General features: G+C 44.8%; 15 protein-coding genes. 11 read left to right on the top strand and 4 right to left on the bottom strand.

The genetic code is table 11. The annotated features are described in order from the left end of the window. Nucleotides 1-177: 177 nt before the first annotated feature. Nucleotides 178-3882 (bottom strand): phosphoribosylformylglycinamidine synthase, encoded by a 3705-nt coding sequence (gene purL / locus DXA54_RS01840; RefSeq protein WP_120078859.1) that lies wholly within the window; start codon nt 3880-3882, stop codon nt 178-180. Nucleotides 3883-4139: 257 nt separating this feature from the next. On the opposite strand from purL, the gene DXA54_RS01830 reads away from it, so the two are divergent. The 11 genes from DXA54_RS01830 (at nt 4140) to DXA54_RS01780 (ending at nt 14407) form a co-directional block, all read left to right on the top strand. Next, on the top strand, nt 4140-4793 hold the full coding sequence (locus tag DXA54_RS01830; RefSeq protein WP_004314184.1) for a LysE family translocator: 654 nt from the start codon (nt 4140-4142) through the stop codon (nt 4791-4793). Between the two features lie 11 nt (nt 4794-4804). Further along, the gene (locus tag DXA54_RS01825) at nt 4805-5350 is read left to right on the top strand and encodes a DUF4924 family protein (RefSeq protein WP_008651846.1); all 546 of its coding nucleotides are present in this window, start codon (nt 4805-4807) and stop codon (nt 5348-5350) included. After that, nucleotides 5351-6211, top strand: a complete 861-nt coding sequence (gene rfbD / locus DXA54_RS01820; protein WP_008651844.1) for a dTDP-4-dehydrorhamnose reductase — start codon at nt 5351-5353, stop codon at nt 6209-6211. It abuts the gene before it with no gap. A 70-nt stretch (nt 6212-6281) separates the two neighbouring features. After that, on the top strand, nt 6282-7856 hold the full coding sequence (locus DXA54_RS01815; RefSeq protein ID WP_120078858.1) for a peptide chain release factor 3: 1575 nt from the start codon (nt 6282-6284) through the stop codon (nt 7854-7856). A 77-nt stretch (nt 7857-7933) separates the two neighbouring features. Continuing rightward, complete coding sequence (locus DXA54_RS01810) at nt 7934-8524, top strand: RNA polymerase sigma factor (RefSeq protein ID WP_008651842.1); 591 nt, start codon at nt 7934-7936, stop codon at nt 8522-8524. A gap of 8 nt (nt 8525-8532) precedes the next feature. Next, nucleotides 8533-9375 (top strand): FecR family protein, encoded by an 843-nt coding sequence (locus DXA54_RS01805; RefSeq protein ID WP_087323861.1) that lies wholly within the window; start codon nt 8533-8535, stop codon nt 9373-9375. A 976-nt stretch (nt 9376-10351) separates the two neighbouring features. Then, the gene (locus DXA54_RS01800) at nt 10352-10612 is read left to right on the top strand and encodes an OadG family protein (RefSeq protein WP_004300941.1); all 261 of its coding nucleotides are present in this window, start codon (nt 10352-10354) and stop codon (nt 10610-10612) included. A 26-nt stretch (nt 10613-10638) separates the two neighbouring features. Continuing rightward, a complete protein-coding gene (locus tag DXA54_RS01795; protein ID WP_004300939.1) occupies nt 10639-12474 on the top strand; it encodes a biotin/lipoyl-containing protein in 1836 nt (611 codons plus the stop codon). Further along, on the top strand, nt 12474-13709 hold the full coding sequence (locus tag DXA54_RS01790) for a sodium ion-translocating decarboxylase subunit beta (RefSeq protein WP_004300937.1): 1236 nt from the start codon (nt 12474-12476) through the stop codon (nt 13707-13709). Before DXA54_RS01795 ends, DXA54_RS01790 begins: the two co-directional genes overlap by 1 nt. Before the next feature lie 103 nt (nt 13710-13812). Continuing rightward, the gene (locus tag DXA54_RS01785; protein ID WP_004304421.1) at nt 13813-14076 is read left to right on the top strand and encodes a hypothetical protein; all 264 of its coding nucleotides are present in this window, start codon (nt 13813-13815) and stop codon (nt 14074-14076) included. Beyond that, nucleotides 14066-14407, top strand: coding sequence for a type II toxin-antitoxin system RelE/ParE family toxin (locus DXA54_RS01780; RefSeq protein ID WP_004300933.1), 342 nt, complete (start codon nt 14066-14068; stop codon nt 14405-14407). Before DXA54_RS01785 ends, DXA54_RS01780 begins: the two co-directional genes overlap by 11 nt. Before the next feature lie 107 nt (nt 14408-14514). On the opposite strand, the gene DXA54_RS01775 is transcribed toward DXA54_RS01780, so the two are convergent. From DXA54_RS01775 to DXA54_RS01765, 3 genes are all read right to left on the bottom strand, one after another. Further along, nucleotides 14515-15786, bottom strand: a complete 1272-nt coding sequence (locus DXA54_RS01775; protein WP_165863208.1) for a TolC family protein — start codon at nt 15784-15786, stop codon at nt 14515-14517. A 48-nt stretch (nt 15787-15834) separates the two neighbouring features. Next, nucleotides 15835-18867 carry an efflux RND transporter permease subunit gene (locus tag DXA54_RS01770; RefSeq protein ID WP_004300928.1) on the bottom strand — a complete coding sequence of 1011 codons (3033 nt, stop codon included), beginning with the start codon at nt 18865-18867 and terminating at the stop codon, nt 15835-15837. Between the two features lie 65 nt (nt 18868-18932). Continuing rightward, nucleotides 18933-19988 carry an efflux RND transporter periplasmic adaptor subunit gene (locus tag DXA54_RS01765; protein ID WP_004300926.1) on the bottom strand — a complete coding sequence of 352 codons (1056 nt, stop codon included), beginning with the start codon at nt 19986-19988 and terminating at the stop codon, nt 18933-18935. Nucleotides 19989-20436: the final 448 nt, after the last annotated feature.

Below are 20436 nucleotides of genomic sequence, written 5' to 3'. Positions count from 1 at the left end.
GAAAGATAACAGCGCTCCAAAAATGAAGAAAATAGACTATTTTATAACTATTTGTATATACTGTTTGTTTTCGGTATTTTGGTATCTATCAGAAGTCTTCCGGTAGAATGGAAAGTTCCGTAAAATAAGAGGCTGGCACTATTTAAAGTACCAGCCTCTGTAAAATATGGAAATGATTTATTTCATTTTCGCTTCCACCCACTTGCGGGCATTGACAAACGCTTCTATCCATGGAGTAACCTGATCGCTGTTCTTGCGGTCGGCCGGATAGCAACCGTTCTGCCATGGGAAGATGGAACGTTCCAAGTGAGGCATGATAGCCAAGTGGCGTCCGTCTGCGCTGGCCAGTGCTGCGATAGAATAATCGGAACCGTTCGGATTGCCCGGATATTCATCATAGCTATACTTCGCTACTACATTATATTTATCTTCGTCATATGGCAAAGAGAATTTTCCTTCTCCGTGAGCTACCCAGATACCCAGTTTGCTTCCACTTAAAGAGCCGAACATCACACTGCGGTTAGTCGGGATAGTAAGACCAAGGAAGCGTGATTCGAATTTGTGTGAATTGTTATGTAGCATTTTTCCTTTCTTCTTCAGTTCCGGGTTGATAAGATTGAGTTCCATCATCAGCTGGCAACCGTTGCAGACACCCAATGACAATGTATCTTCGCGTGCATAAAATTTATCCAATGCTTCTTTAGCTTTCGGGTTGAACAGGAATGCGCCTGCCCATCCTTTAGCAGAACCCAGTACATCGGAGTTAGAGAAACCACCGCAGTAAACGATCATGTTTACGTCTTCCAGTGTTTCGCGTCCGCTGATGAGGTCGGTCATTGTAACGTCTTTTACGTCGAAACCTGCCAAATAGAGTGAGTAAGCCATTTCGCGCTCACCGTTTGTACCCTTCTCACGGATGATAGCCGCACGGATACCGCTTGGGGTACGACGATCCGGAGTGATACCGTATTGAGAAAGCTTACCTTTGAATTCCGGCATGAAAGCGAATTCAACAGGTTGCATCTTATAGTTTTCAAAACGTGCTTTTGCGCAACCGTTCATAGATTGTTTGCGGTCGAGCAGGTAAGAAGAAGAATACCATACGTCACGCATATAATCGATACCAAACTGGTAAGTAGCACCATCTTTAGATACCAAAATGTGGCGTTCGTCAGTCGGTTTACCCAGCTTTATATAGCCTACGCCTGCATCTTCCAGAATCTTCTTCACTTCATCCTTATGCTTGTCGCTGATCTGGATAACAATACCCGGGTTTTCCGCGAACAGAATCTTGACGATATCTTCTTCCTTCATCTTGTCGAGGCTGATTTCCAAACCGCCTTCTACATTAGAGAAGCACATTTCGAGCAATGTAGTGATTAAACCACCGGCAGATATATCGTGTCCTGCAAGGATCAATCCTTTGTTTACAAGTTCTTGTACGGCAAGGAAAGCGTCACGGAAATATTCGGCATCCTGTACGCAAGGTACTTCGTCGCCCACTTTACCCAGAGATTGTGCGAAAGCCGAACCACCTAATTTCAGTTCGTCGAAGCTGAAGTCAATATGATAAAGCGTAGTCTTTTCATTGTTAACCAATACTGGAGATACTACTTTCTTCACGTCGGAAACTTCACCGCCGGCAGAAACAATCACAGTTCCCGGAGAAATCACTTTCTCACCGTTCGGATACTTCTGTGTCATAGACAAAGAGTCTTTTCCGGTAGGAACATTGATTTGCAATGCGCAGCAGAAGTCGCTCAATGCTTTTACAGCCGTGTACAGACGGGCATCTTCACCTTCTTGAGAACGGCAAGGCCACATCCAGTTGGCAGACAGAGAAATGCTGTCCATACCTTCCGCCATCGGAGCCCAAACAAGATTGGTCAGTGCTTCAGATACGGAAAGGATAGAACCGGCAGCCGGATCAGCCAATGCTGCTTGCGGAGCATGTCCGATAGAAGTAGCGATTCCTTTTTCGCCACGGTAGTCAAGTGCAACGACACCGCAATCACTCAACGGCAACTGAAGTTCGCCCTGACATTGCTGGCGTGCCACTTTACCTGTTACCGAGCGGTCTACCTTATTTGTCAACCAGTCTTTGCAGGCAACAGCTTCAAGCTGCAATACATTTGTCAGATATTCATGTAATTTAGACAATTCGTATTTCGGCATTTCGTAATGACGTTCCACGGTTTTGTCTACCATATATGTCTTGGGAGAAGAACCGAACATCTGCTCTACAGCAAGATCAAACGGACGTACACCGTCAGCCTGTTGGAAGGCGAAACGATGATCGCCGGTTGTTTCACCGACTACATACATTGGAGCGCGTTCGCGTTCGGCAATCTTACGTACATGTTCGATGGCTTCTTCTTTAATCAATAGCCCCATACGTTCCTGGCTTTCGTTGGCGATGATTTCTTTTGCCGACAAAGTCTTATCGCCGATAGGCAATTTGCTCATATCGATCAAACCACCACATTCTTCCACGAGCTCGGACAGACAGTTTACGTGTCCGGCAGAACCATGGTCATGAATAGAAACCACCGGATTCACCTCTTCTTCGCAAAGAGCGCGTACTACGTTGTTGGCACGTTTCTGCATTTCTGCGTTGGCACGTTGCACAGCGTTCAACTCGATACCGCTGCTGTAACGGCCGGTGTCAACAGAAGATACGGAACCGCCACCCAGTCCGATACGATAGTTGTCACCACCGATTACTACCACTTTATTTCCTGCTTCCGGTGTACCTTTGAGGCAGTCACGTTGTGTACCGTAACCAACACCACCGGCGAGCATGATGACTTTGTCGTAACCATAAACTTCTTTGTTTTCTGTATGTTCGAAAGTCAGTACTGAACCGCAGATCAGCGGCTGACCGAACTTGTTACCGAAGTCGGAAGCACCATTGGATGCTTTGATAAGAATTTGTTCCGGAGTTTGGTACAACCATTTACGTACCGGAAGAATCTCTTCCCACTCGCGTCCTTCTTCTGTGCGCGGGTAAGAAGTCATGTAAACAGCAGTACCTGCAATCGGCCATGAACCTTTACCACCACCCATACGGTCGCGGATTTCACCACCCGTACCGGTAGAAGCACCGTTGAATGGTTCTACAGTAGTAGGGAAGTTATGAGTTTCCGCTTTCAGTGAGATAACACTCTTGATGTCCTTTACCTGGAAGAAATCAGGTTTTGAATGATCTGCCGGAGCAAACTGTTCCACAACCGGACCTTCAGCGAAGGCTACGTTATCTTTATAAGCAGAGATTATTTTATTCGGATTTTCCTGTGTCGTCTTTTTAATCATTTGGAACAGAGAAGATTCCTGTTCTACGCCGTCGATAATAAACGTTCCGCCGAAAATTTTGTGGCGGCAGTGTTCGGAGTTGATTTGTGCGAAACCAAATACTTCAGAGTCTGTCAGCTTCCGTCCGAGGTCCTTTTCTACTTTCTTCAGGTAGTCCATTTCTTCTTTAGAAAGAGCCAAACCTTCTTTTTCGTTGTACACTTCGAGATCTTCGATATAGATGATCGGCTCCGGTTGACGGTTTGTTGTGAATACGTTTTGGTCGAGTCCTTTGTACATGCGTTGGAGCATCGGGTCGTAGTCTGCGTTTTCGTCCTTAACAGGGAAGTACTCCTCGATGCGGCTGATGCCTTCGAGCCCCATGTTTTGGGTGATTTCTACTGCGTTTGTACTCCAGGGAGTGATCATTTCGCGGCGTGGGCCAACGAAACAGCCTTTCAGGTTTTCTTCACTTTCCATCACGGCTTCGCCAAAAAGCCAGCAGAGTTTATTACTTTCGTCAGGGGTGAGCTGATGGTTGCTCTCTACGGCAATCACGCTCTTGGAAGGGGTTCTGAAAAAAATAATCATGTTGTATATTTACGATTTTACGATTTACGATTTTACGATTGAAGTTCCTGCAGGAGAAACTCTTCTCTTTTTCTGTGGCGCAAAGATAATCAATTTCGTTGGTGGTAGGAAAAAAATAGAGAATAAATTCCTATACCTTATTAATATGTTTATTTTTGATGTACGTTTTACTTATTATCGCTATATATAGTGATTCTTGTGTGGAAAAAACGTTAATATACTATCCCCATATCACAAAAAAGTGCGATATTTGCGACATGATTCAGATAGAGACCATATTCGATATATTAGTGAAAGGCTTTATTATTGGCGTTGTTGTGTCCGCACCCCTCGGTCCGGTGGGCGTATTATGCATCCAGAGGACTCTGAATAAAGGGCGTTGGTACGGATTCGTAACGGGGCTGGGAGCCTCGTTGAGCGATATAGCATACGCTTTGCTCACCGGTTATGGGATGAGTTTTGTGTTCGATTATATCAATAAGAATATTTTCTATCTGCAGTTATTGGGGAGTGTCATGCTACTCCTTTTTGGTATATATACCTTTCGTAGCAATCCGGTGCAATCCATTCGTCCGGCTTCATCCAGCAAAGGTTCTTATTTCCATAATTTTATTACCGCCTTTTTCGTCACTCTATCCAACCCCTTGATAATCTTCCTGTTTATCGGACTTTTTGCCCGCTTTGCCTTTGTGCAGCCGGGAGTCCTGGTGTTTGAAGAGATCACGGGATATCTTGCAATTGCTATAGGAGCATTGACTTGGTGGTTGGGTATCACTTATTTTGTGAATAAGGTGCGCACTAAATTCAATTTACGTGGTATCTGGATACTGAATCGTGTTGTAGGAAGTATCGTAATGCTGGTATCTGTTGCCGGATTGATTTATACTTTGTTGGGAGAGTCACTTTATTAAGAGATAACATAATGAATCAGATAGCACAACAACTGAAAGAGAAGAATATTGCCGAATACCTTATATATATGTGGCAAGAGGAAGACTTGATCCGTGCCAATCATTGTGAACCGGAAGAGATGGAGGCAAATGTAATTGCCCGCTATCCGGAAGAACAGCGGCCTGCCATGCGAGAATGGTATACCAACCTGATTACGATGATGGGCGAGGAAGGAGTACGGGAAAAGGGGCATCTGCAGATTAATAAAAACGTGATTATCAATCTGACAGAGTTGCACAACGCATTGTCCTCTTCTCCTAAATTTCCTTTTTACAGTGCTGCTTATTTCAAGGCATTACCGTTTATCGTAGAATTACGGAATAAAAACGGCAAGAAAGATGAACCCGAACTGGAAACCTGTTTTGAAGCGTTGTATGGAGTACTCCTGCTTCGTCTTCAAAAGAAGTCTATCAGCGAAGGAACTGCCAAGGCAGTGGAAGCTATCACTAGTTTCCTTTCTATGTTGGCAAATTATTATGATAAAGACCGTAAAGGTGAATTAAAACTGGATGAATAAATGAGAATTTTAGTAACGGGTGCCAACGGTCAACTTGGCAATGAGATGCAGGTGCTTGCGAAAGAGAACCCGCAACATACGTATTATTTCACAGATGTGCAGGAACTCGATATCTGTGACAAGCAAGCTGTGTGGACTTATATGGCAGAGAAGCAGATTGAGCTTGTTGTTAATTGTGCTGCTTATACAGCTGTAGATAAAGCTGAAGATAATCAAGAATTAGCATACAAATTGAATTGTGAAGCACCGAAACAACTGGCAAGTGCAGCACAAGCCAATGGTGCTGCCATGATACAAGTATCTACTGACTATGTATTTGACGGTACTGCGCATACTCCATACACGGAAGACTGCAATCCTTGCCCGGATTCTGTATACGGCACCACTAAACTGGAAGGAGAAAAGGAGGTAATGAATCACTGCGAGCAAGCAGTCGTTATCCGTACCGCATGGCTCTATTCTATTTTTGGCAATAATTTCGTAAAGACGATGCTTCGTCTTGGAAAAGAGCGTGACAGCCTGGGAGTTGTTTTCGACCAGATCGGGACTCCGACGTATGCCAATGACCTGGCACGGGCCATCTATGCTATTATTAATAAAGGTATTGTTCGCGGTATCTACCATTTCAGCAATGAGGGAGTTTGTTCCTGGTATGATTTCACGGTAGCTATTCATCGTCTGGCAGGAATAACCACCTGCAAAGTGAAACCTTTGCATACAGCCGAATATCCCGCGAAAGCAAACCGCCCGGCATATTCCGTGCTTGATAAAACAAAAATAAAAACAACGTTCGATATAGAGATTCCTCATTGGGAGGAGAGCCTCAAACAATGCATTGATAAAATTATGAAAGATGAATAATGAATCTAGGCTATGTTATTCCAGCATAGCTTATTCATATTTTATAATTCATAATTCTAACTAAAAAACTATGGCAGATAATACAGAAATTTTGAGACGGCGGACGTTCGCCATTATTGCACATCCGGATGCTGGTAAGACATCTTTGACGGAAAAGTTATTGCTTTTCGGAGGTCAGATACAGGTAGCTGGCGCAGTAAAGAGTAATAAGATTAAAAAGACGGCTACGTCCGACTGGATGGAAATCGAGAAACAACGTGGTATTTCGGTAACGACTTCCGTGATGGAATTCGACTATCGGGACTATAAGATTAACATTCTCGATACTCCCGGTCACCAGGACTTTGCCGAAGATACATACCGCACACTGACAGCTGTAGACAGTGTTATCATCGTTGTAGACGGTGCGAAAGGTGTGGAAACGCAGACACGTAAACTGATGGAGGTGTGCCGTATGAGAAAGACTCCGGTAATAATCTTCGTCAACAAAATGGACCGTGAAGGAAAAGATCCGTTCGATTTGCTTGATGAACTTGAAGAAGAACTGATGATTCAGGTTCGTCCCTTGTCCTGGCCGATAGAGCAGGGAGCACGTTTTAAAGGGGTATACAATATCTATGAACAGAAACTGGACTTGTATCAGCCATCCAAACAGATGGTAACAGAGAAAGTGGCAGTCGATATTCATTCGGAAGAACTGGATCAGCAGATTGGCAAGTCGTTGGCAGACAAACTGCGTGGCGATTTGGAACTGATTGAGGGTGTTTATCCGGAATTTGATTCTGAATCCTATTTGGCAGGAGACTGTGCGCCTGTATTCTTTGGATCAGCGCTGAACAACTTCGGTGTGCAAGAGTTGCTGAACTGTTTCGTAGAGATAGCTCCCAGCCCTCGTCCTGTACAGGCAGAAGAGCGTGAAGTGAAACCTGACGAACCGAAATTTTCCGGATTCATCTTTAAGATAACCGCCAACATTGATCCCAACCATCGTTCTTGTGTGGCATTCTGTAAGATTTGCTCCGGTAAGTTTGTCCGCAATGCTCCATATACACACGTCCGTCATGGAAAAACAGTGCGTTTTTCATCGCCTACCCAGTTTATGGCACAGCGCAAAACGACGATTGACGAAGCCTATGCAGGAGATATTATCGGTCTGCCGGATAATGGTACCTTTAAGATTGGCGATACATTGACAGAGGGTGAACTGCTTCATTTCCGCGGATTGCCGAGCTTCTCGCCGGAGATGTTCAAGTATATCGAGAATGCCGATCCGATGAAACAGAAACAATTGGCAAAAGGTATTGACCAGTTGATGGATGAAGGTGTGGCACAGCTGTTTGTCAATCAATTCAATGGCCGTAAGATTATTGGTACGGTAGGACAGTTGCAATTTGAGGTCATTCAGTATCGTTTGTTGAATGAATACAATGCATCCTGTCGCTGGGAACCGGTAAGCCTTTATAAGGCCTGCTGGGTAGAAAGCGATGATCCGGCGGAGCTGGAAGCCTTCAAGAAACGTAAATACCAGTACATGGCAAAGGATAGAGAAGGACGCGATGTGTTTTTGGCGGACTCCAGTTATGTACTTCAGATGGCTCAAGTAGACTTTAAACACATCAAATTCCACTTTACAAGTGAGTTTTAGAACATATTCGTACGATTTTAACTAAAAAATCAGGTAAAAAAAGGAAAAACATATCTCATATAAATGAGTGAAGAGAAATGAAGACACTATCCTGGGATAAAATTCAGCAAGGGGATGAAGAGGCATTCCGGCAGCTTTATGAGCAATATGCAGATTTACTGTATGGATATGGCATGAAGATAGCCGGTGATGAGACTTTGGTAACCGAGGCGATACAGTCGTTGTTTGTTTACATCTTTGAGAAAAGAGAAACTTGCGCGGCCCCTCAATCCATACCCGCTTACTTATGTGTTTCGTTGAGACACATGATAGTGAACGAGCTGAAAAAAGAGAATAGTGGATCATTCAAATCACTGGATGAAGTAGGCACAAACGAATATCAGTTTGATCTGGAGATCGATATTGAAACTGCTATTATCCATTCAGAGTTGGAAAAAGAACAGCTGGAAGTTTTGCAGAAAGAGCTGAACAATTTGACAAAGCAACAGCGGGAGGTATTGTATCTTAAGTACTATAAGAAGATGAGTCCGGAAGAAATAGCCCAGGTGATGGGGCTCACTTCGCGTACAGTTTATAATACGACTCATATGGCTATATCCAGTCTACGGGAGCGTATGAGCAAATCTTTCTTGCTACTGGTGGCAGCTAATTTGTGGATTTTTAATTGAGGTGAGATATGGAAAAGTGGACAGAATCTTTAGAACAATACCTGGAGGAAGGTAAGCTTCCTCTAGTGGGCGAAATATTTTCCCGTAAGAAAGAAATAGGTGATAAATTAAAGTTGCAGCGCGAAGAAAGCCATAAGATTATCTTAAGCCGGAAAAGAAAACAAAGTGTCGGAAGAAGAAGCTTCTCCTTCTCTTGGGGAGTGGCAGCTGCGGTCGTTCTTCTTTTGGGAGTAGGCAGTTACTTTCTGGCAGAGGAAAAGGTAGTGACGGATAACACTGCAATGAATTATGAATTGCCCGATGGCAGTAGTGTGCAGGTGATGGAAAACTCACGTCTGACTTACAATCATATAACATGGCTTTGGGAGCGTAAGTTGCAATTGTTGGGCAAAGCCTCTTTCAATGTAACCAAAGGCAAGACATTCACCGTTAGCACTGAAGCCGGCGACGTGACGGTACTCGGTACTAAATTCTTGGTCGATCAGCAGGGAAAGAAGATGTTCGTAAACTGTGAGGAAGGAAGCGTGAAAGTCGAGACTGCCGTAGGTAAGCGTACATTGCTTGCCGGTGAAAGTGTGCGTTGCGATGAAACCAAGATTGTGCCAGTAGAAAAAAAGGCGGAAGAATCGGAATTCCCTGAAGTGCTAGGGTATGAAGACGATCCGCTGATAAATGTAGTGGCAGATATTGAGCATATATTTGAGGTAACAGTCGTCGGGCATGAGAAATGCGAGGGGCTGACCTATAACGGGACGGTCTTAACAAAAGACCTGAACGCCACACTGGAAAAAGTCTTCGGGTCGTGTGGAATCAGTTATCAAATTCGAGGGAAAGAAATTATTTTAAAATAAAAAAAGCCTCTTCTGACTATCCAGAAGAGGCTTTTTTGTTTTTCTTCAAATTTTCTTCATTTTTTCTTGGTAAAAAAACAACGGATGCTTCTCTTTCTAATATAAGAGCTATTTAATGATATTTGAAGAAAACGGTAGAATTGATTAGAAGATTAAATGTTGTAGTAGAAGAAATTAGAAATTATCCGGCAGAAATAAGGCCGGGATTCAGAACAAACAATAGATGTTTTATAGAGAATTACAAACTAAACTCAAAACAAACAATAGATGCTTTTTATAAAATTTAAATTTAACCCAAAACAAACAATGTTTTAAAAGAAATGCAAACTAGGGCTCAAAGCAAACAATAGACAGCGGCAGATGAATTATTCCTGCCACAAACGTAAGCCGGAAAGATTCCCTCATCGGACGTGATATGAGCTTTAGAGGCTTGTTTTTTCCGATTAAACAGACTTAGTTGGCTTAAAAAAGGGTTTTTCAACTAGACTGCTACGCTAATTAAAAGAATGAAAGCCGTGATGGCGCATGAGAGGTTTAACAAGGCCGGTTTTATCTGGTAGTTTAATAGTAGGTTAAGAGAGTATGAAACCAGAAAAGGGCTGAACCGGTCTATCATTGAGTATTTTTATTTAATAATTGTTTTATCAGAGTGTGAGAGAAAGTTGAGGGGCTTTCTCTCACATTTTTTTGTAGGAACAATAGATAGGACGATTTACTATTGGACTATTTACCATTTACTATTTGGGTTGTGCAATAGAAGCAGATAATAAATAAGATAAATGGGAATTTAGTTTAGATGTGGATGGCACGCTAAATCATAAATCATAAATCATAAATCATAAACTTCCCCAGTTTTCCAATCAGAGAAATGACGTTTTTATACATTATATTCCTTTCTTAATTTATTTTATAATAAAAATTTGGTATTTTCGAACGCTTTTTAGACGAACAACTTAAAATACTAATAGTTTATTATATGGAAAATATCGAAACAGCGATCCTGCTGATGGTGGTCGGAATGGCTACCGTGTTTGTTATTCTGCTGATTGTGATTTATTTAGGTAAGTTGTTGATTACATTAGTCAACAAGTATGCTCCTGAAGAAGTGGTTCCTGTGAAGCGGGAAGCATCGCAAGGTCCTGCCCCTGTTCCGGGAAACATCTTAGCCGCCATTACAGCTGCTGTAAATGTGGTGACACAAGGTAAAGGAAAAATCACAAAAGTAGAAAAATTATAAATCTATAAAGAATATCACTGAAAGACATGAAAAGAGAAGTAAAGTTTAGTTTGGTTTTCCGAGATATGTGGCAATCTGCCGGAAAATACGTACCTCGTGTAGACCAACTCGTAAAGGTAGCTCCTGCCATCATTGAAATGGGCTGTTTTGCCCGCGTAGAAACAAACGGCGGAGGTTTTGAACAGGTAAATTTATTGTTTGGTGAAAACCCGAATAAAGCGGTACGCGAATGGACAAAACCGTTCCACGAAGCCGGTATTCAAACCCACATGCTCGACCGCGCACTGAACGGACTCCGTATGAGCCCCGTTCCGGCAGACGTCCGCAAATTATTCTACAAAGTAAAGAAAGCACAAGGAACAGACATTACCCGTACGTTCTGCGGATTGAACGACGTGCGTAACATCGCTCCTTCCATCACATACGCAAAGGAAGCAGGCATGATTTCGCAATGCTCGCTTTGCATCACTCATTCGCCTATCCATACCGTAGAGTATTACACCAATATGGCGCTGGAACTCATCAAACTGGGAGCAGACGAAATCTGTATCAAAGACATGGCAGGTATCGGTCGTCCCGTATCGTTAGGTAAGATTGTAGCAAATATCAAGGCGGCACATCCCGAAATCCCCGTTCAGTATCACAGTCATGCAGGTCCCGGATTCAATATGGCAAGCATCCTCGAAGTATGTGAAGCCGGTTGTGACTACATCGACGTAGGCATGGAACCGCTATCCTGGGGAACAGGCCACGCTGACTTGCTTAGCGTGCAGGCAATGCTGAAAGACGCCGGATATCAAGTGCCCGAAATCAATATGGAAGCCTACATGAAAGTGCGCGGCATGATTCAGGAATTTATGGACGACTTCCTCGGCTTGTATATCAGCCCGAAAAACCGCCTGATGAACTCCTTGCTGATTGCTCCCGGACTTCCCGGCGGTATGATGGGTAGTTTGATGGCCGATCTCGAATCCAATCTGGAATCAATCAATAAATATAAGGCAAAACACAATCTGCCGTTTATGACGCAAGACCAGTTGCTCATCAAGCTCTTTGATGAAGTAGCTTACGTATGGCCTCGTGTCGGTTATCCTCCATTGGTGACTCCGTTCAGCCAATACGTGAAGAACCTCGCCATGATGAATGTGATGGCTATGGAAAAAGGAAAAGAACGTTGGGGAATGATTGCCGATGATATCTGGGATATGATTCTGGGTAAAGCCGGACGTCTGCCGGGCAAACTTGCTCCCGAAATCATTGAAAAGGCAGAACGTGAAGGCCGTAAGTTCTTCGAAGGTGATCCGCAGAATAACTATCCCGATGCCCTCGACAAATATCGCAAACTGATGAAAGAGAACAAATGGGAAGTAGGACAGGACGACGAAGAACTCTTCGAATATGCTATGCACCCGGCTCAATATGAGGCTTACAAGAGTGGCAAAGCAAAAGAAGACTTCCTGGAAGACGTGGTCAAACGTCGTGCCGAAAAAGATAAATCTCCGGAAGAAGATGCCAAACCGAAGACACTGACCGTACAAGTGGACGGACAGGCCTATCGTGTGACGGTAGCATACGGTGATACCGAACTACCTGCTGCTCCTGCGGGTGCTGCCGCTGCTCCGGCAGGAGAGGGTAAAGAAGTACTTTCTCCGTTGGAAGGCAAGTTCTTCTTAGTGAAAGGTGCGCAGGAAACTCCTTTGCAAGTAGGTGACACTGTGAAAGAAGGTGATGTAATCTGCTATGTAGAAGCGATGAAGACCTACAATGCCATCCGTGCAGAGTTTGGCGGTACAGTGACTGCTATCTGTGTCAACCCGGGAGATGCTGTTTCAGAAGATGACGTATTAATGAAGATAGGATAATGAACGAAATATTTGAGAACTTATATGACATGACTGCGTTCAGCAATATCATTGCCGAACCGCAGTTCCTGATAATGTATGCCATCGCGTTCGTTCTGCTCTATTTGGGTATTAAGAAACAGTACGAGCCGTTGCTGCTTGTCCCCATCGCTTTCGGTGTGTTGCTAGCCAACTTCCCCGGAGGAGATATGGGCGTGATTCAGGCCGACGAAAATGGTATGGTGATGGTAAACGGAGTGTTGAAGAACATCTGGGAAATGCCTTTGCATGACATTGCCCACGAACTGGGAATCATGAACTTCATCTACTATATGTTGATTAAAACTGGTTTCCTGCCTCCGATCATCTTTATGGGTGTCGGTGCGCTGACGGACTTCGGGCCGATGTTGCGTAACCTGCATCTTTCTATATTCGGTGCAGCTGCACAGTTGGGTATCTTTACCGTATTGCTGGTAGCCATCCTGATGGGATTCACCCCACAGGAAGCCGCTTCTCTGGGCATTATCGGTGGCGCGGATGGTCCGACAGCTATCTTTACCACCATCAAACTGGCGCCGCATTTGCTGGGCCCGATTGCCATTGCCGCTTATTCGTATATGGCGCTCGTTCCGGTGATTATTCCGCTGGTAGTGAAACTGTTCTGTACGAAGAAAGAGTTGAGCATCAACATGAAAGAACAGGAAAAGAAGTACCCTTCGAAGACTGAAATCAAGAACCTGCGTGTGTTGAAGATTATCTTCCCGATCGTGGTAACTACTATTGTTGCCCTCTTCGTGCCAAGTGCAGTGCCTTTGGTGGGTATGTTGATGTTTGGTAATCTGGTGAAAGAAATCGGAACCAACACATTCCGCTTGTTCGATGCCGCTTCCAATAGTATCATGAATGCTGCCACCATCTTCCTCGGACTGTCCGTAGGAGCAACGATGACAGCCGAAGCATTCCTCAACTGGACAACAATCGGTATTGTGATCGGTGGATTCCTTGCATTTGCACTTTCTATAACCGGTGGTATTTTCTTTGTGAAGCTGGTAAATCTCTTCTCGAAGAAAAAAATCAATCCGCTTATCGGCGCCACTGGTTTGAGTGCCGTTCCGATGGCGAGCCGTGTAGCCAATGAGATTGCTTTGAAATACGATCCGAAGAATCACGTATTGCAGTATTGCATGGCAAGCAACATCTCTGGAGTAATCGGTTCTGCCGTAGCTGCGGGTGTGTTGATCTCCTTCCTTGCGTAAGATAATTCCTGCCTGAAAAAGACTTTTTATACATTCACACTTGGAAGATTCGTTTGATAGCGTTATCTTTGTGTGAATGTATAACAGTAAAAATAGCAAGCGTATGAGTGCAATGTCATTGGAAGCCGAAAAGAACGAACTGATTCGGCGGATTCTGGATGTGGATGATGTCGCTATTCTGCGGAGAGTGAAATCGATGTTGAGTTGTGAAGAAGAGCAAACGAATGTTGTCGCAGAGGAAGCAGCTCCCTACCAGACAAAGGCGGAGATTCTGGCAAGCTTAGATCAGGCGTGTAAGGAACTGAAACTGAATCTGGAGGGTAAGTTGGAGTTTAAGTCATTAGATGATGCCCTTAATGAAATATAGAATAAGCGTTACCCTCGAATTTTTAAGGGAAATGAAGCATTTGTCAAAACGGTATAAATCGTTGAAAGAAGATCTTAGGAATTTTGGAAATGATTTGTTATTAAATCCTGAACAAGGAGTCAGTTTGGGCAATAATCTTCGTAAAATACGTATAGCGATAACTTCGAAAAATAAAGGTAAAAGTGGAGGTGCACGGGTGATAACCTATACGATAATCTGGACAGAAATAGATACAGAGATAAAATTGCTCACTATTTATGATAAGTCAGAACGTGCAAATATCACAGATAAGGAAATAGAAGATATCCTGAAGCAAAACGGTATTTTGTAGTCCTTATGATATAAAAAGAAATCGTCCTGTTTCACGGTTACGTGATAACAGGACGATTTCTTTTATAAGACTAAGACTTTGTGAACAAGTTTCTTTTGTTTCTAAATTTATTCACTGATAACCTTTCTGTATTCCGCTACCGCCATCTTTTCCGACAGATACGCATTAATCAGATTAGTGTGCGCCTGTGTCCATGACAATTGCGCGGAGAGCACATCCACCATATTTGCCTTTCCCTCATTATACGAGAAAGAAACCAAATCAAGATTTTCATTAGCCAGACTCATAGTCTCTTTGGCGGTTTTCACTTGATATTCCGTTTCCGTCAGTTTGGTCAGGGCGGCAGAAAGTTCCTCGTTGATATTATCCGTCACATAACTTTGTTGCAGTTTCTGTATGCCGATATACGCTTTCTGCTGACGGTTTGTTTTGAACCGGGCTCCCCAACGGAAGATCGGTATATTCAGGTTAATGCCGACGATGGGATTGAAAGAAACATCATAACCGAGGTTAGGTGTTGCTGTAGCCCATCCGCCGCTGAAATACATATTCAATTGCGGGTTGAACTGGCTAAGAGCCGCTTTGCGTTGCGCCTGACTTTTCATGATATTCACCTCCGTACTTTCATAATCCGCGCGACGTTGCAGTACATTCTCCAGAGAAAGGATCTGCACCGGAGCGGAAGCCGTGTCAATCGTGTACAGACTGTCTACGGGATTGTTCGGATCTTCTCCCATCAGGATATTCAGCTTTTGCAGCGCCAGCGTATAGTTCTGACGCGCCTTGATATATTGCAATTCCGCTTCTTTCAACCGGGTGGAAATCATTAATAAGTCCGTGCGACTAATCATACCGTCGTTAAAACGATCCTGAATGATGTCATACTGTTGCTTCACAATACTTTGATACTTGTCCGCCGCCTGCAACATAGCCTGTGAAGCAGAAGCATTCCAGTAAACCGCATCGCTCTGATAATGAATCTGGTCGATGGTAAGCTCCTCATTTAGTTGATTCAGCCTTTCATCCGCTTTGGCAATCTTGTGTTGGGCGTTGAGTGCTCCGCCCGTGTACAACGGTTGCGAGACGATAAATACACCTTGATAGGTATGGTTGCGGTATTCGCCTACCGGTTCGTTCCATGCGCTAAGGTCGCTCATGTTGAGGGTCCCGTCCGCATTGATATCAATTTTGGGCAAGAATCCCGTGTGAGCAATCTTCCGTGCTTCCGTACTTGCCATCGTCTTTAGTTTCTGTTGCTTCAGAATTTGACTGTAAGCTTCCACTTTATCCCGGTAAGCTTCCCGGCTAAGATAGGGCTGCTGTGCCCCGGCAGTGAGACCGAGGAACAGCAGAGACAGAGTTATAAGTTGAGTTTTCATTTTATTCAATCTATACAATAAATTCAAGTTTCATATAAGAGAAGGCAATTAGCCTTTGATTCTCTGAATGGCACAATAAGCTACCGGAAGAACAAACAATGTCAGAGCCGAAGCCACCAACAGACCTCCCATAATCGTAGCCGCCATACCGCCGAACATCGCGTCGAACAACAATGGCAACATACCCAGAATGGTAGTGCCGGACGCCATTGCTACGGGGACAATACGACTCGTTGTAGCACTGACAACAGCATCCAACGGCTTTTTGCCCGTTTTAGCCTCTAGATCAATCTGTTCCACCAGTACAATCGCATTTTTGATATTCATCCCAATTAGTCCGAGCAAACCAAGGATGGAGAAGAAGTCGAACGACTTGCCTAGCAACACCAATCCCAAAACGATACCGATAAAAATAAGCGGTAACATCAACAAGATCACTGTCGGCTTACGATACGTCCTGAACAGGAACAACAGCGTGACGAACATCAGGAAGAACGTCAACGGTAAATTCTTGGCCAACGCCTCGTTAGACTCCACCTGACTTTCCTGTTCCCCGAAATACTTCATCGTATACCCCTCCGGCACTTTAATCTCTTTCTGCACCAGCGGCCAAACCTCATTGAAAGCAGCAATCGCATTCACTCCGCGACGCGGATCGCATTGCGCCATCATCACCATTTGCCGGTTGTAATCCTTCACATTCGAGAAACGATATTGGAAATCAAATTCCGATACCACCTGTTCCAGACTGGTCGTTTCATTCCCCGTGCCGAACACGGGCAACGTGCGCAGGTCATTGATGCGGAACGAATCCACCGTGTTATCCTTCAATAAGATAGGAAGCACCTGATCGCCCTGCCGGTACTCTCCAAGCGTCATACCTGTGGTTCCGATCTGGATACTTTGTGCCATTCCCTGACGCGATACCCCTAACGGTTGCGCCCGTTCGGGACTATATACAGGCTTCCATACAGGAACTTTATTTCCCCACGAATTGCGCACATTGATTAAATCCGGATTCCGGTGCATAATCTCTAAAGCCTGGTTGGTGAGCGCCACAAGCGTGTCCACATTCGGACCGATAAACCCGATTTCGATAGCGGCATCCACCGCAGGCGACAGTTTAAACAGACTGGTGCGGGTAATCGCATTCGGATAATTCGCCTTCATGTACGCGTCGAAATCTTCTTCATACTCTTTTGTATATTTACTGTCCGTCAATTCAACCAATACATTGGCAAAATTCGGTTTCGGCCCCACCGAAGTAGAAGCCAGATAATACCTTAACGGCGTGCTGCCGAAGGTGATCGATACTTTCTTCACTTCCGGCTGCTTTGCCAGATGCTCTTCCACGGATTTCATCTCTTTCACTACATCATTGATGCTATACCCGTCGGGATAAAACACGTCCGCCCGGAAATAAGGCTTATCGAGAGAAGGGAAGAAGTTTTGCGGCATCATTCCCATGATAACCAGCGAAGCAACAAAGAGCACTACCATCGAACCCAGTGTCAATGTTTTTCTGCGAATCAGCGTGCGGAGGATGGAGGCGAATTTGTGATAGAACGGTTTGTCATACGGGTCTTTCGTGCCGTCCTTTGCCTTCGCTTTCAGAATGAAATTACCGAAAACGGTGGTCTGCGTCAGCGCGAGCACCCAGCTCAATCCCAGCGAGATGGCAAGCACCACAAAAAGCGGTTTCACGATTTCCGCCACGGCAGAAGGAGCAAGGTAGAGCGGGAGGAACGAACAGATAGCGATGAACGTAGCTCCAAGCAATCCCCATTGCGGACCGGTTGCTCCGTCTATCAGCGCTTTCCGCCGGTCTACTCCGCGGGCGATGGCAATCTGTGCATTGTCTGTCACCACGATGGCGTTATCCACCAGCATCCCCATGGCGATGATAAATCCCGCCAACGAAGTACGGTTCAGCCCGACACCGAAGAAAGACATGATAAGCAATGTGCCGCCAATAGAGAAAATCAGTGACGAGCCGATCAGCATACCTGCGCGCAAACCCATCACCAACATGATAATCACAATAACAATCAGAATCGATTCGATCAGATTGATGATAAATCCGTTGTTGGCTTCGTTGGCAATTTCGTTCTCTAGATACAGGCTTTGCAGTTCCAGTCCCACAGGCATCAGTGGCAACAATTCGTCCAGTTTGGCTTTCACGTTCTTGCCCGTCTGCACCACGTCCCGTTGCGGGTCGGTGGAGACGCCGATGCCGATGGCACGTTTGCCGTTCACGTGCATGATGTTGGATGGAGGGTCCATGTACCCTTTTTCGATGACGGCGATATCGCCCAGTTTCACCTGTCCGGCTTGGGTGGTAATCACCTGGTTACGGATATCGTCTACGGTGGTATACATACCGTTGGCAGTCACCCGGAGCTGTTGTTCGCCGGTACGGATTTCTCCGGTATTAATAATCTGGTTCTGCGATTGCAACAGACTGGCAAGCTGTTTCGGGTCGATGCCCATACCTACGAGCTTATTGGTGGAAATAAAAATATTGACTACCTCCGTCTGCGTCCCGAATAGGGCGACTTTCATCACCCCGTCCGCCGTCACTACCTGCGTCTTGATCCGTTCCGCCCAGTTGCGCATCTCTTCGTATGTGTAACCGTCGTCTGCCGTCAGACCGTAATAGATACCGAACACGTCGCCGAAATCATCGGAAACCGTCGGTGCGGAAGCACCGCTCGGCAATTGTGGCTGTATATTAAGCACCTTCCGTCGCAACTCATCCCACTTCTGCGGAATGGAGCTTGCCGACAAGGAAGGTTGCAACTCGAATGTGATTTTTGAGAGCCCGTACATCGATTCTGATTTTATCTTGTACACACCGCTCATACTTTGAATTTCACGAGAGATAGGCTCGGTAATCAACCGCTCCACTTCTGCCGGTTCGGCACCCGGATAGCGGGTCATAATAACCGCCGACTTTATGACGAAAGGAGCATCCTCTTTCTTACCCAGCTTGCCGAAGGAAGTGATTCCCCCAATCAGCAATACAGCAAGAAAGAAATAGATGATTTTCGTATTATCTAATGAATATTTGGCTAAACTCATAATAAATGATCGTTGATAATTGATGAATGACAGCGGATAAATGATACATAATCATTTATCAACTATCACCTGTCAACAGTTGTGATAGATTCTCCTTCTACTAGTTGGTATACGCCTGCTATGACGATTTTTTCACCGGGTTTCAAACCTTCCGAGATGAGCGCCTGTGCTTCTCCGGTCGGGGCGTTGACGGTCACTTCCCGTTTGTGGACTTTGTTGTCTTCTACCACCCAGACATACATTTTATTCCCTTCGCTTTCGCCGAATACGGCACTAAGCGGTACGATCGTCCAGCTATCCTGCACCAACGGCCCTACATCTGCCGTGAAACGGATGCTGCACGTGAAACCGGGTTTAACAGCATACAGATCGCGGTCGAATGACGGATCGTCAATCGTGATGCTGACCGGAATTCCTGTGCCATCCGTAGAAATATCAAGATATTCTTCCAGTTTCGCTTGAAACACGTGTCCTTTAAATGTGTCGAACTCTACAAGGAAACGCGGGTCTTTGGCGCGCAACAAATAAAGATACGCATCCGGAATGGTGAATTTGATACGCAGATTGTGTGTATTGACAAGCTGCACGATACCCTCACCGGAGTTGACACGCTGATAGTTTTCCACCAGTCGTTTTTCGATAGAACCGTCGAAAGGAGCTGTCAGCTTGGTGTCGCGCATATTGTTGGCAGACAGTTCGTATTCAGACTTCGCCTTCTGGAAGTTGGCGAGGCTGATTTCATATTCCTGCACGGAGATCGCTTGCCGGGAGAGGAGCCGTTTGTTACGTTCCACTTGTGCCGAAGCCGTTTCGTATGCCGATTTCGTGGCGGCATATTGCAACGCGATGTCTCTGGGGTCGATAGCCGCGATGAGCTGTCCTTTTTTCACTTTCTGTCCTTCGATGACAGGAAGCTGGATGATTTGTCCGTTGACCCGGAAAGCCAGCTTCACATATTCCACCGCTTCCACGATTCCCGAGAAATCTTTTCTGATAATCGATCTTGACTCGACAATCGTAGTCTTTACAGGACGTGCAGTTGTCGTTGTCGTTTCTTTTTTCTGTCCGCAGCCAGCCAGCAAGATTGCAGCCGCCAGGACGAATCCAAATTCCTTTTTCATATACCACGTTGATGTTTAGAGGTTTTGCGTTGATAAATAGCGAATAATATACTAAAACAACTCCTGTTTATTTATGTTCAATATTCCTGTCTTTTCATATCCTGCCTCTTAACCTTTATATGGAATACAAAAAAACGGGAACTTTACGAGTTCACCACAGAGGACACGGAGGACACAGAGTTCTTTTCTCTCTTTCCGTAAGCAAAACAGAGCGATAAATGCGATTACTCTGTATTACTCTATAGTGAATAAAAAATAGTTAATCTCTGTGTCCTCCGTGTCCTCTGTGGTGAAATATAAATTTCCATTTAGCAAAGAAGTGTGCAGAAATAAACTAAAATCGCACTATTTTGCTCATTTCAGTGCAGAAATGAATGAAACGGTGCAGAAATGAATGAAATTTTTTCCTACTATAAAGTTGAAAAACGGTTCTTCGTCAAATTTGGTG

The organism is Bacteroides sp. OF03-11BH, from assembly GCF_003604005.1.
GTDB classification, from domain to species: Bacteria; Bacteroidota; Bacteroidia; order Bacteroidales; family Bacteroidaceae; genus Bacteroides; species Bacteroides ovatus.
The sequence above is the reverse complement of the archived record's forward strand: the minus strand, read 5'-3'. Positions and strand labels throughout refer to the sequence as shown.